Origin of the sequence: Pseudomonas sp. 22082, from assembly GCF_052046055.1 — a bacterium.
Taxonomy (GTDB): domain Bacteria; phylum Pseudomonadota; class Gammaproteobacteria; order Pseudomonadales; family Pseudomonadaceae; genus Aquipseudomonas; species Aquipseudomonas pharyngis.
Genome location: NZ_JBQEQB010000009.1, coordinates 8498 through 21791, shown reverse-complemented (window position 1 = coordinate 21791; position 13294 = coordinate 8498). Strand labels below are relative to the sequence as shown.

Sequence of the window (13294 nt, the reverse complement as noted above, 5' to 3'; positions counted from 1 at the left end):
CGCCTTGGTTAACCTTCAGGCTTTATCGGATCGGCGGGAATCACTATGGCGATGGACTTGACCAGCATCCTGCTGGGGCTGGCAGGTGCGGCGGTGCCGTTGCTGGCATTGGCCTGGCAACTGCAACGTCGGGCCAGTCAGAACCAGTCTGAAGTCGCGTTGCTCGAGGAGCGGCTGGCCATGGCGCAAATGGCCCAGGACGGCCTCACTGCACAACTTGAAGCCTGCCGCGATGAAGTCGCCGATCTCGGCCAGGCCAACGCCTCCAAACAAGCGGATCTCGCGGCTGTGCGCCGGGAAGTCGAGCTGTTGCAGATCGAGCGCGATGACGCCCGTGACGCCGCCCACGCCTGGAATCTCGAGCGCGCCAACAAGGAAGCCGAATTGCGGCGCCTGGACGCCCAGGCCGCTTCGCTGAATGCCGAATTGCGCGAGCAACAGGAAAGCCATCAACAACGCCTGGATGACCTGCAAGGTTCCCGTGACGAGCTGCGCGCGCAGTTCGCCGAACTGGCCGGCAAGATCTTCGATGAGCGTGAACAGCGTTTCGCCGAAACCAGCCAACAACGCCTCGGCCAATTGCTCGACCCTTTGAAGGAGCGCATCCAGTCGTTCGAAAAGCGTGTCGAGGAAAGCTACCAGGCCGAAGCCCGCGAGCGTTTTTCGCTGGCCAAGGAACTGGAGCGTTTGCAGCAACTGAACCTGCGCCTGAGCGATGAGGCAACCAACCTGACCCGCGCCCTGAAGGGCCAGAAAACCCAGGGCAACTGGGGCGAGCTGATTCTCGAGCGCGTACTTGAGCATGCCGGGCTGGAGAAGGGCCGCGAGTACCAGACCCAGGTCAATCTCAAGGGTCCGGATGGCGAGCGTTTTCAGCCGGACGTGATCATTTACTTGCCGGGCGACAAGCAGGTAGTGGTGGATTCCAAGGTCAGTCTCACCGCGTATCAGCAATACGTGGCGGCCGACGACGACGCCATCGGCCAGATCGCCATGAAGCAGCACGTGCTGTCCCTGCGCAGCCACGTCAAAGGTCTGGCCGGTAAGGATTACAAACGTCTGGAAGGCTTGCACAGCCTCGATTTCGTCTTGCTGTTCGTGCCCATCGAAGCGGCGTTTTCCGCTGCATTGCAGGCCGAGCCGTCACTGTTTCAGGAAGCTTTTGATCGCAACATCGTGATCGTCAGTCCGACCACGCTGCTCGCCACCCTGCGGGTGATTGACAGCCTGTGGAAGCAAGAGCGCCAGAGTCAGAACGCCCGGGAAATCGCCGAGCGCGCCGGTTGGCTGTACGACAAGTTCGTGCTGTTCATTCAGGATCTGGACGAAATCGGCAATCGCTTGCAGCAACTGGACAAGGCCTACAGCGCGGCGCGCAACAAACTGACGGAAGGGCGCGGCAACCTGGTCAGCCGCAGCGAACAGCTCAAGTTGCTCGGCGCACGAGCCAGCAAGAGCCTGCCGGCGGACCTGCTGGAGCGCGCGATGACCGATGCCGACGGCCTGGTCGAGCTGCCTGAATAAGCCGCTCTGCTAGAGCGGCAAATAACGACTCAACAACGCCCGCAACGCCGCCGGTTTCACCGGTTTGGCCAGATAATCCAGCCCCGCTGCATGAACCTGCGCCACCGTTTCCGGATGCCCGTCGGCGCTGATCACCACGCCGGGCACCGGCTCGCCCAGCCTTGTGCGCAACCAGGCCATCAGATCGGTGCCGGTTTCGCCGTGATCGAGGTGATAGTCCACCAGCGCCAATTGTGGCCGCACGCCGTCATCGAGCAGCGCCGCACATTCTTCGCGGTTGCGCGCGGTCCAGACCTGACAGCCCCAGCGCGTGAGCAGGCTGTTCATGCCGATCAGAATGCTGTCTTCGTTGTCGATGCACAGCACCTGCGCGCCGCTGTGCAATTTGCCATTGATTTCCACCGCCGCTGGCGGTTGCACGGTCTGTGCTTTGGCCAATGGCACACGGACACTGAACACGCTGCCGCGCCCCGGCCATGAGCGCACGCGCAAGGTATGGCCGAGCACGCGGCACAGACCGTCGGCTATCGCCAGACCCAGGCCCAGACCTTTTTCGGCGCGGGTCTGGTGGCTGTCGAGGCGTTTGAATTCCTCGAAGATCACTTGCTGTTTGTCCTCCGGAATTCCCGGCCCGCGATCCCACACTTCCAGACAGATTTCGCCTTTGCGCCGACGCACGCCCAGCAGCACCGGGCCTTTTGCGTAGCGGAACGCGTTGGTGAGGAAGTTCTGCAGAATGCGCCGCAGCAGCTTGATGTCGCTGTCGATGCGCAACTGACTGCCCCGTACCCGGAAACTCAAGCCCTGTTCCTGAGCCAGTGCCTTGAATTCCGCGCCGAGAATATCGAACAGCTCATTGACCGCGAACGGCTTGCGATCCGGGTTGATCTTGCCGTTTTCCAGGCGGGAAATGTCGAGCAGGTCGCTGATCAGGTCTTCGGCCGAACGCAGCGAACTGTCCAGATGCTGCACCAGTTTCTGCGCCTCGGCGCTCAGGCCGTCTTCCTGATGGGAGAGGGCGGCGGAGAACAGCCGTGCGGCGTTCAAGGGCTGCATCAGGTCGTGACTGACGGCGGCGAGGAAGCGGGTCTTGGACTGGTTGGCCGCCTCGGCATTGCCCTTGGCTTCGGTCAGCGCGACGTTGAGTTGCGACAGTTCCTGGGTCCGTTCGCTGACCCGTTGCTCCAGCCCTTCGTTGGCCTCGGTCAGCGCCTGCTCGGCTTCGCGGAACGCGGTGATGTCGGTGAAACTCATGACGAAACCGCCGCCGGGCATCGGGTTGCCGATCAGCTCGATCACCCGGCCATTGGGGAACAGTCGCTCGGAGGTGTGGGCGCGGCCCTGACGCATCCAGTGCAGACGCCGGGCAACGTGAACTTCCGCTTCACCGGGGCCGCACAAACCACGCTCGGCGTTATGGCGAATGATGTCGGCAATCGGTCGGCCAACGCTGATCAAACCGTCCGGATAGTTGAACAGTTCGAGATAGCGGCGGTTCCAGGCCACCAGTCTCAGCGACTGGTCGACCACGCTGATGCCCTGGGTAATGTTCTCGATCGCGCCTTGCAGCAGCGCGCGGTTGAACTGCAGCACTTCCGAGGCTTCGTCGGCGATCCGCACGACGTCCTCCAGCTGCATTTCTCGACCTTCGATGGCGGCTTTCACGACCGCTCGCGTTGACGAAGCGCCAAGGACACCGGCCAGCAAACGCTCCGTGTGGGCGATCCATTCGCCGTCGGCGTTCTGGTTCGGGTTGAAGCCTTTGCCCTGACGGTAGGCGAAGCGGATGAAGCTCTGCCGCGCGCGTTCTTCGCCGACAAATCGTGCCGCCAATTGCAGCAAATCGTCGATCTGCACCGCCAGCATCGAGCGTGCATTCGGCCGGGCGCTGATTTCCTGGCCGATAAAACGCCCGGCCTGCCAGTGCTCCGACACGCGGGTGCGCGACAGCACCGAGACCCAGGCGAACAGGGTGAAGTTGCCTGCCAGCGACAGCACCACGCCTTGGGTCAGCGGGGTGATCGGCAGGTTCAACGGGTTGCTGTGCAGCCAGGCGAGTCCGGGGAAACTGTCCAGCGACCAACCGAGGCTGCGCGCAGCGATCGGCAGGATCAAGGTGTAGAACCACAGGAACGTACCGGCGGCGAGACCGGCGAATACACCACGCCGGTTGGCCTGTTTCCAGTACAGCGCGCCGAGCATCGCCGGGGCCAGTTGGGTGACGGCGGCGAAGGCGATCTGGCCGATGGTCGCCAGGCTCGCAGTCGAGCCGAGCAAACGGTAGCTGACGTAGGCCAGCAACAGAATCAGCACGATGCTGACGCGGCGCACCGAGAGCATCCACTGACGGAACACTTCGAACGGCCGCTCGGCATTGTTGCGGCGCAGCAGCCATGGCAACAGCATGTCGTTGGAGACCATGGTCGACAGCGCCACACTCGCTACGATCACCATGCCGGTGGCCGCCGATGCACCGCCGATAAACGCCAGCATCGCCAGCGCCGGATGGGCCTGGGCCAATGGCAGGCTGATAACGAAAGAGTCGGGGATGACCGAGCTGGGCAGCATCATCTGACCGGCCAGGGCGATAGGGACTACAAACAGCGCGGCCAATGCGAGGTAGGCGGGGAACACCCATTTGGCCAGACGCAGATCCTGCGGGTCAATGTTCTCGACCACCGTCACGTGGAACTGCCGGGGCAGGCAGATGATCGCCATCATCGCCACGCCGGTCTGTACCACCATCGACGGCCAGTTGATGGTTTCTTTCCAGTATTCCTCCAGGCGCGGGGCGAGCATCGCCTGATTGAACAGGTCGTCGAAGCCATCGTACAGCCCGTAGGTGACGAAGGCGCCGACGGCGAGGAAGGCGAACAGCTTGACCAGCGATTCAAAGGCAATCGCCAGCACCATGCCGCGGTGGTGCTCGGTGGCATCGAGGTTGCGCGTACCGAAGACGATGGTGAACAGCGCCAGCACCAGCGACACGATCAGCGCGGTGTCCTGTGCGCGGGTGCCCATGGCGTCGGCGCCGGCACCGATCAGCAGGTTCACGCCGAGGACGATGCCTTTGAGCTGCAAGGCGATATAAGGCAGAACGCCGACCAGACAGATCAGCGCAACCACCACCGCCAACGACTGGGACTTGCCGTAACGGGCGGCAATGAAGTCGGCGATGGAGGTGATGTTCTCCTGCTTGCTGATCATCACCATTTTCTGCAGCACCCACGGCGCACCGAGCAGCAGCAGGATCGGCCCGAGGTAGATCGGCAGGAACGACCACAGTTGTTCGGCAGCCTGACCGACCGCGCCAAAGAACGTCCAACTGGTGCAGTAGACCGCCAGCGACAGGCTGTACACCCAGGCACGCACCCGTGGCGGCAGCGGTGTGCTGCGACGGTCGCCGTAGAAGGCGATGGCGAACATGATGGCCATATAGGCCAGGGCGACGGCGGCGATCAGCCCGGTGGACAACGACATGGAACACTCCCGACAGAAAACGACCGGACTCGCGCCCGGTCAGACAGTCTCGCACGGGCGCGGCGGTTAGTCAGTGTCGACCAAGGTCGTGGCGCGGCGGGGTGTCGCAGGAACAGAACCGGCCGGTTCTGCGGTCAGTCCGGTTTCAGCGCGATGTCGATCAAGCGGTGCAGTTCTCCGACTTCCAGCGGCGCTGCCGAAAACAGAATGCGAAATACCACCGGGGACACCACCAGATTGATCAGCCGATCCACGCTCGGCGCCGGTTCCTTGGGGTGGCGCTCGATGATGGTTTGCAACTGCGCGCCGATGATCGCCACGCAATAGCCCGGCGTCGCACTCGCCTGCACGTCGCGCATCATGTTGCGCCCGGGTTCCGAACTCATTTCGTCGAGGTATTGTTCGGCCCACGCGCGGATGTCGCTGCGCAGGCTGCCGGTTTCAGCCGGCTCGCTGTCGGGGCGCATGCGGGCGAGGGCAACGTCGGCCAGCAAGGTCGCCAGATCGCCCCAGCGCCGATAAATGGTTGATGGCGTTACCCCGGCGCGCGCCGCGATTTGCGGGACGGTCACCGTTGAGCGCTCCTGTTCTTGCAGAAGCGCGCGGACTGCCGAGTGAATCGACTCCTGCACCCGGGCGCTGCGACCGCCGGGGCGTAAACCTTCTTTAATAGCCATGCGGCAGACCTTAACACAAAGAATTTGCTTTAAGCGCAAGCCAAGAGCACACTCCGCAAAAGCAAAAAATTAGCTTTTGCGGAGTGTGCCCATGACCAGCCTTGCTTCCAACCGTTCCAGCCTGTGGTTTCTGGCGATCACCTTACTGAGTTTTCTCGCCGCTTCCACTGCGCCGACGCCGTTGTATCACCTGTATCAGGATCAGCTGCATTTTTCGGCAGCGGTGCTGACCCTGATTTTCGGCGTCTATGCCCTCAGTCTGCTGGCCGCGTTGCTGACGGTCGGGTCGCTGTCGGATCACCTGGGACGCAAACCGGTGATCTTCACCGCCGTGACGCTCAATGCGCTGGCGATGTTGCTATTTATCTACGCCGACAGCGTGGGCTGGCTGATCGGCGCGCGAGTGCTGCAAGGTTTCGCCACCGGCATGGCCACCGCCGTATTGAGTGCGACGCTGCTGGACACCGACCGTCAGCAAGGGCCGCTGATCAACAGCGTTGCTCCGTTGCTGGGCATGGCATTGGGTGGCATGGGCTGCGGCTTGCTGGCCGAGTTCGCTCCGGCGCCGTTGCAATTGACCTATTGGTTGCTGCTCGCGCTGTTTGTGTTGCAAGGCATCTATGTGTGGCGCCTGCCGGAAAGTGTCTCGCCGCAGGCCGGGGCGTGGGCCTCGTTGCGACCGACCCTGCACGTGCCGGTCCAGGCGCGTTCGACGTTATGGCGAGTATTGCCGCTGAATACCGCGACCTGGGCGCTCGGCGGTTTTTATGCCTCGCTGGCACCGTCGCTGGTGCGCACGGCCACCGGTTCCACCTCCAACCTGATCGGCGGCGCGACCGTGGCGGCGTTGACCGTGACCGGTGCGCTAATGATCTTCACGTTGCGCAATCGTCCGGCCTCCCGAGCGCTGCAACTTGGGGCGAGCCTGCTGCCGGCCGGCATCGTGCTGATTCTGTTGGGCGTGCACAGCGCCAGTCTGTCGCTGTTCTTCCTCGGCACACTGGTGGCCGGTTGTGGCTTTGGCTCCGGTTTTCTCGGAGCGGTGCGCAGTCTGGTGCCGTTGGCATTGCCTCATGAGCGCGCCGGGTTGATGTCGGCGTTTTATGTGCTGAGTTACCTGGCGTTCTGCCTGCCGGCGTTGCTGGCCGGGCACTTCACCCATAGCGTGGGGCTGCTGACCACCACCGATGTGTATGGCGCGGTGCTGATCGTGTTGGCGATTGGTGCGCTGCTGATGAGTTTCCGGGCGCAAGCGGCGAAGGCCTGCAGCGCTCCATAAGCCCGTCAGATTCGGTTAGCCTTGGCCAGCCCATTCTTCTCACGGATCGACGCATGAAGATTATCCGCAGCAAGACCTTCACCGCCGAGCGCGCCTGGGGCGCGCTCGACATCGCCAACATGAACGGCATCACCACGCGTCTGCACTGGACCGATCAGCCTTACAAATGGCATGTCAATGACGGTGAAGAAGTGTTCGTCGTGCTCGACGGTCAGGTGCTCATGCACTACCGCGAAGAAGGTGAGGAGAAGCAGGCCTTGCTCGACGTTGGCGATATCTTCTACGCCTCCATCGGCACCGAACACGTCGCTCATCCTCAGGGTGCGGCGCGGATTCTGGTGATCGAAACCGAAGGCAGTGCCTGACTGAATATCTACAAAACAGATAACAGTTAGAGATATTACCCGTTATATAGATATTCGATTCGGTTCTACCATGAGCTCAACCTCAACTGAGGACAGGAGTTCATGATGATTTGCCCCAATAGCGTCAAATCCGGCATCAAGCCATTCAGCCAGCTTCAGCACCCGCGTGAAGTGATCCGCCAATTCACCCCGAACTGGTTCGCCGCGACCATGGGTACCGGCGTGCTGGCCTTGGCGCTGGCGCAATTGCCGGTGTCCATTCCCGGCCTGCGCGCGGTGGCCGAAGGGCTGTGGCTGTTCAACATTCTGTTGTTCGTGCTGTTTACCGCTGCCTACGCTGCACGTTGGATCCTCTTCTTCGACGAAGCGCGGCGGATCTTAGGTCATTCCACGGTTTCAATGTTTTTCGGCACCATTCCCATGGGCCTGGCGACCATCATCAACGGCTTTCTGCTGTTCGGTCTGCCGCGCTGGGGCGATGGGGTCATTCAACTGGCCGAAGTGTTGTGGTGGCTGGACGTGGCGATGTCGCTGGCCTGCGGCGTGCTGATTCCCTACATGATGTTTACCCGTCAGGAACACAGCATCGATCAGATGACCGCCGTCTGGCTGCTGCCGGTGGTGGCCGCGGAAGTGGCGGCGGCCAGCGGTGGACTGCTCGCGCCGCATCTCGCCGATGCCCATTCGCAACTGGTGGTGCTGGTGACCAGCTACGTGCTCTGGGCCTTTTCTCTGCCGGTGGCGTTCAGCATCCTGACCATCCTGTTGTTGCGCATGGCCTTGCACAAATTGCCCCACGAAAACATGGCGGCATCGAGCTGGCTGGCCCTGGGGCCAATCGGCACCGGCGCCCTGGGCATGTTGCTGCTGGGTGGCGACGCCCCGGCGATCTTCGCGGCCAACGGTCTGCCGGGCATCGGCGAAATGGCGTCGGGCCTGGGGCTGGTCGCCGGGATCACGCTGTGGGGCTTCGGTCTGTGGTGGATGCTTATCGCGCTGCTGATCACCGTGCGTTACCTGCGTGATGGCATCCCGTTCAACCTTGGCTGGTGGGGTTTCACCTTTCCGTTGGGCGTTTATTCGCTGGCAACCCTGAAACTGGGCAGCACCTTGCACCTGACTTTCTTCAGCGTGGCCGGTTGTGTACTGGTGGCGTTGCTGGCGGTGATGTGGCTGATCGTCGGTAAACGCACGCTGCAAGGCGCGTGGCGCGGTGAGCTGTTTGTTTCACCGTGCATTGCAGGTTTGAAGAAATAACCTGCAAAGATTAGGTAATGTGTGGCCTGGATCGCGGTTCGAGATTCTTATAAGCGTAGCCAGGCCACTCGCTACCTTCTCTTTCCAAAAACAACAGGGTCACACGGAAGATGAGTCACCCCTCACAGTTCAACCTGCTGCGTACCCGGCGCTTCCTGCCGTTTTTCATCACCCAGTCGCTGGGCGCGTTCAATGACAACGTGTTCAAGCAGTCGCTGATCCTCGCCATTCTCTATCGGCTGACCATCGAGGGTGACCGCTCGATCTGGGTCAACCTGTGTGCGTTGCTGTTTATTCTGCCGTTCTTTCTGTTCTCGGCGCTGGCCGGGCAGTTCGGGGAAAAATTCGCCAAGGATGCGTTGATCCGTCTGATCAAACTGGCAGAAATCGCCATCATGGCCGTGGGATCCGTCGGCTTTCTGTTCGATCACCTGTCGCTGATGCTGGTGGCGCTGTTCGCCATGGGCACGCACTCGGCGCTGTTCGGGCCGGTGAAATATTCGATCCTGCCGCAGGCTTTGCGCGACGATGAACTGGTCGGCGGCAACGGGCTGGTGGAGATGGGCACGTTTCTGGCCATTCTGGCCGGGACCATCGGCGCCGGGGTGATGATGTCGTCGGTCAATTACGCGCCGGTGGTGTCCGCCGCGATTGTCGGCATCGCCGTGCTGGGTTATCTGGCCAGTCGCAGCATTCCCCGCGCAGCAGCGGCGACCCCGGAAATGCGCCTTAACTGGAACATCTTCAGTCAGTCCTGGGCGACCCTGAAACTCGGCCTGGGGCAGACGCCTGCGGTGTCGCGTTCGATTGTCGGCAACTCGTGGTTCTGGTTCGTCGGGGCGATTTATCTGACGCAGATCCCGGCTTATGCCAAGGAATGGATGCACGGTGACGAAACCGTGGTCACCCTGATTCTGACGGTGTTTTCGGTCGGTATCGCGCTGGGTTCGATGCTGTGCGAGAAACTTTCCGGACGCAAAGTCGAGATCGGCCTGGTGCCGTTTGGTTCGTTCGGTCTGACGGTTTTCGGGTTGTTGCTGTGGTGGCATTCCGGTGGAATTCCAGAAAGCGCTGTCGGTCATAGCTGGACCGAAGTGCTGAGTTTCGGCCATGCCTGGGCGGTGTTGATCGATGTGCTGGGCCTCGGGATCTTCGGCGGTTTCTACATCGTGCCGCTGTACGCGCTGATCCAGTCGCGCACCGCCGAGAACGAGCGTGCGCGGGTGATTGCCGCCAACAACATTCTCAACGCGCTGTTCATGGTGATTTCGGCGATTGTCACCATCGTGTTGCTGAGCGTGGTGAAGCTGTCGATTCCGCAGCTGTTCCTGGTGGTGTCGCTGCTGAACATCGGCGTCAACGCCTACATCTTCAAGATCGTCCCCGAGTTCAGCATGCGTTTCATGATCTGGCTGCTCAGCCATTCCATGTACCGCGTCGAGCATCGCAACCTTGAAGCGATTCCGGATGAGGGCGCGGCGTTGCTGGTGTGCAACCACGTGTCGTTCGTCGATGCCTTGCTGATTGGCGGCGCGGTGCGTCGGCCGATTCGCTTTGTCATGTACTACAAGATCTACAACCTGCCGGTGCTGAACTTCATCTTCCGCACGGCGGGGACCATTCCTATCGCCGGACGCCAGGAAGACATCCAGATCTACGAAAAGGCCTTCACCCGGATTGCCCAGTATCTGAAGGAAGGTGAGCTGGTGTGCATCTTCCCGGAAGGCAAGTTGACCGCTGATGGCGAGATCAACGAGTTCAAGGGCGGGCTGACGCGGATTCTCGAGGAGACGCCGGTGCCGGTGATTCCGCTGGCGTTGCAGGGGTTGTGGGGGAGTTTCTTCAGTCGCGATCCGAACAAGGGAGTGTTCCGGCGCTTGTGGTCGCGGGTGACGCTGGTGGCGGGTTCGCCGGTCGCCGTCGAAGCGGCGCAGCCAGCGGAACTGCAGGCGTTGGTCGGGGAATTGCGCGGGCCAGTCAGATAATCATTGGCTGTGCTGGCCTCATCGCGGGCAAGCCCGGCTCCCACAGGATCTCCAGCGNAACATGGACTTTGTGCACAACCGAAAACCTGTTGGAGCGGGCTTGCCCGCGATGAGGCCAGTGGCTTAAGCGCTGACCTTGAGCCCGATCAATCCGGTGATGATCAGTGCAACGCTGGCCAGGCGAATCAACGCCATCGATTCGCCAAACAGGATGATCCCGGCAATCACCGTGCCCACGGCACCGACGCCAGTCCAGATCGCATAGGCCGTGCCCAGCGGCAATTCCTTCATCGCCAGACCCAGCAGGCCAAGGCTGATCGCCATGGCGGCGACGGTGAGAGCGGTGGGCAGCGGACGGCTGAAGCCGTCGGTGTATTTCAGGCCGACGGCCCAGCCGACTTCGAACAGGCCGGCGAAAAACAGAATGATCCAGGACATGAAAGACCTCCATCGATTGACGGGGCCGTCCCCAGATTGAAAACTCGATTGAGCCGCAGGGTCGTCCCCGCGTGGCGCACATACTACCTAAAAATGTGCGCCGCACCGCGATCCGGAATCAGTCGGCCGTCTGTTGTGCCAACGTCTCACGGTCTTCTTTTTCGCTCATCCGCCGGAACCAGGTCGACAGCAGCGCCCCGGAAATGTTGTGCCACACACTGAACAATGCACTTGGCACCGCCGCCAGTGGCGAAAAGTGCGCACTGGCCAGCGCAGCACCCAGCCCCGAGTTCTGCATGCCGACTTCCAGCGCCAGGGACTTGCGCTGCGGCAGCGGCAGGCCGAACAGGCGTCCGGTGAAATACCCCAGCAAATAGCCGAAGCTGTTGTGCAACATCACCACGGCCATGATCAGCAGACCGGATTCGGCAATTTTCGCCTGGCTGGCGGCGACCACGGCGGCAACGATGATCACGATGCTGACCACCGACACCAGCGGCAGCACTTCCACCGCGTGGCGCACCTTGTCACCAAGCACACGTTGCGCGACCACGCCCAGGATGATCGGCAGCAGGACCACTTGCAGGATCGACCAGAACAATTCCATGAACGAAACCGGCAACCAGGCCGAGGCCAACAGCCAGATCAGCGCGGGCGTCAGCAGCGGGGCGAGGAGGGTGGTGACGGCGGCGATGGCCACCGACAGCGCCAGGTCGCCACGGGCCAGCCAGGTCATGACGTTCGAGGACGTGCCGCTCGGGCAGCACCCCACCAGAATCACGCCGACGGCGATTTCCGGCGGCAGATGAAAGATCTGGCACAGCAACCAGGCCATCCCCGGCATGATCACGAAATGCGCGACCACGCCCAGGGCCACACGCCACGGATGGCGGGCGACGGCGGCGAAGTCGTCGAGTTTGAGGGTCAGGCCCATGCCGAACATCACCAGCCCGAGCAACGGCACGATCGCGCCTTTGAGGCCGAGGAACCAGGCCGGTTGCAAGAACGCGATCACCGCGAAAATCAGAACCCAGTAAGCGAAGGTGTTGCCAACAAAACGACTCAGTGCAGCCAGTGCGCGCATGGCCTGTTCCTTATTATGTGAAAACGCCACCGAAGCGGTGGCGTTTGAAGATAACCCAAAGACTGCGCAGAGGCTTAGATGCCCTGCGGAGTCTCTTCGCCGCCGAGTGCTTCAACCAGCGCCGGCAGGAAGTCGCCGAACGTCAGCATCATCAGGGTGAAGCTGGCGTCCAGTTGGCCCAGGGCTTCGTCGCCGCCGTCCTGTTCCGCCTGATCCTGCAACAGATCTTCGAATTTCAGGCGCTTGACGGTCATCTTGTCGTCGAGCATGAACGACAGTTTGTCCTGCCATGCCAGCGACAGTTGAGTCACCACCTTGCCGGTGCTCAGGTGCAGCTGGATTTCTTCGCTGGTCAGGTCCTGACGCTTGCAACGCACGATGCCGCCGTCTTCGTGGGTGTCGCGCAGTTCGCACTCGTCCAGGACGAAGAAGTCCGGGGCGGCTTGCTGGGTGGTGACCCATTCGGTCATCACGGCGGTCGGCGCGGTTTTGACTGTCAGCGGACGAACCGGCAGGGTGCCGATCACTTCACGCAGGGTGGAGAGCAGGTCTTCGGCGCGTTTCGGGCTGGCCGAGTTGACCAGGATCAGGCCCTGTTTCGGCGCGATGGCGGCGAAGGTCGACGAGCGGCGGATAAACGCGCGCGGCAGGAACGCCTGGATGATTTCATCCTTGATCTGATCGCGTTCCTTCTTATAGACCTTGCGCATCTGCTCGGCTTCGATCTCTTCGACCTTCTCCTTGACCGCGTCACGCACGACGCTGCCCGGCAGGATGCGTTCTTCTTTACGGGCGGAGATCAGCAGGAAGTCACCGCTGACGTGCACCAGTGGAGCATCTTCGCCCTTGCCGAACGGCGCGACGAAACCGTAGGTGGTCAACTCCTGGCTTGCACATGGACGCGCCAGTTTGGTGGCCAGTGCAGTTTCCAGCGCCTCGGCATCGACAGGCAGGTCTTGGGTCAGGCGATAGATAAGCAGGTTCTTGAACCACATGGGGTGAGTCTCTCCTTTATACAAAGGGGGGCATTATTGTCTTCGCCGGGTCATAGGCCAACCCTTCTCTAAGCCTTTGGAAGGGCTGAGAAAATTATTTAAAAAAGTGCTTGCCAGAGGTTGGGTCGCTCCGTAGAATGCGCGCCACACCGAAGCGAAGGGTGATTAGCTCAGCTGGGAGAGCGTCTGCCTTACAAGCAGAATGTCGGC

10 protein-coding genes are annotated in these 13294 nt (G+C 61.6%); 5 read left to right on the top strand and 5 right to left on the bottom strand.

Annotation, left to right across the window (positions count from 1 at the left end; all coding sequences use genetic code 11):
* Nucleotides 1–159 precede the first annotated feature (159 nt).
* Nucleotides 160–1524, top strand: coding sequence for a DNA recombination protein RmuC (rmuC, locus tag ACTJK9_RS12535; RefSeq protein ID WP_440814301.1), 1365 nt, complete (start codon nucleotides 160–162; stop codon nucleotides 1522–1524).
* Nucleotides 1525–1533: 9 nt separating this feature from the next.
* Here the strand turns inward: rmuC and ACTJK9_RS12530 are convergent, their stop codons facing one another.
* Nucleotides 1534–5004, bottom strand: a complete 3471-nt coding sequence (locus tag ACTJK9_RS12530; RefSeq protein ID WP_085611476.1) for a hybrid sensor histidine kinase/response regulator — start codon at nucleotides 5002–5004, stop codon at nucleotides 1534–1536.
* A gap of 134 nt (nucleotides 5005–5138) precedes the next feature.
* Nucleotides 5139–5681 (bottom strand): TetR/AcrR family transcriptional regulator, encoded by a 543-nt coding sequence (locus ACTJK9_RS12525; protein WP_085648475.1) that lies wholly within the window; start codon nucleotides 5679–5681, stop codon nucleotides 5139–5141.
* A gap of 91 nt (nucleotides 5682–5772) precedes the next feature.
* On the opposite strand from ACTJK9_RS12525, the gene ACTJK9_RS12520 reads away from it, so the two are divergent.
* The 4 genes from ACTJK9_RS12520 to ACTJK9_RS12505 all read left to right on the top strand — a co-directional run bounded on the left by ACTJK9_RS12520 (nucleotide 5773) and on the right by ACTJK9_RS12505 (nucleotide 10567).
* The gene (locus ACTJK9_RS12520) at nucleotides 5773–6960 is read left to right on the top strand and encodes an MFS transporter (protein WP_440814118.1); all 1188 of its coding nucleotides are present in this window, start codon (nucleotides 5773–5775) and stop codon (nucleotides 6958–6960) included.
* A gap of 53 nt (nucleotides 6961–7013) precedes the next feature.
* Nucleotides 7014–7325 (top strand): cupin, encoded by a 312-nt coding sequence (locus ACTJK9_RS12515; protein WP_440814116.1) that lies wholly within the window; start codon nucleotides 7014–7016, stop codon nucleotides 7323–7325.
* A 105-nt stretch (nucleotides 7326–7430) separates the two neighbouring features.
* Nucleotides 7431–8582 (top strand): TDT family transporter, encoded by a 1152-nt coding sequence (locus tag ACTJK9_RS12510; RefSeq protein WP_440814113.1) that lies wholly within the window; start codon nucleotides 7431–7433, stop codon nucleotides 8580–8582.
* Between the two features lie 110 nt (nucleotides 8583–8692).
* Complete coding sequence (locus tag ACTJK9_RS12505) at nucleotides 8693–10567, top strand: MFS transporter (protein ID WP_440814110.1); 1875 nt, start codon at nucleotides 8693–8695, stop codon at nucleotides 10565–10567.
* Nucleotides 10568–10690: 123 nt separating this feature from the next.
* Here the strand turns inward: ACTJK9_RS12505 and sugE are convergent, their stop codons facing one another.
* From sugE to rdgC, 3 genes are all read right to left on the bottom strand, one after another.
* Complete coding sequence (gene sugE, locus ACTJK9_RS12500) at nucleotides 10691–11005, bottom strand: quaternary ammonium compound efflux SMR transporter SugE (RefSeq protein ID WP_008077894.1); 315 nt, start codon at nucleotides 11003–11005, stop codon at nucleotides 10691–10693.
* 118 nt (nucleotides 11006–11123) lie between these two features.
* Complete coding sequence (locus tag ACTJK9_RS12495) at nucleotides 11124–12089, bottom strand: bile acid:sodium symporter family protein (RefSeq protein ID WP_039769848.1); 966 nt, start codon at nucleotides 12087–12089, stop codon at nucleotides 11124–11126.
* A 74-nt stretch (nucleotides 12090–12163) separates the two neighbouring features.
* The gene (rdgC, locus tag ACTJK9_RS12490) at nucleotides 12164–13084 is read right to left on the bottom strand and encodes a recombination-associated protein RdgC (RefSeq protein WP_007950430.1); all 921 of its coding nucleotides are present in this window, start codon (nucleotides 13082–13084) and stop codon (nucleotides 12164–12166) included.
* Nucleotides 13085–13294: the final 210 nt, after the last annotated feature.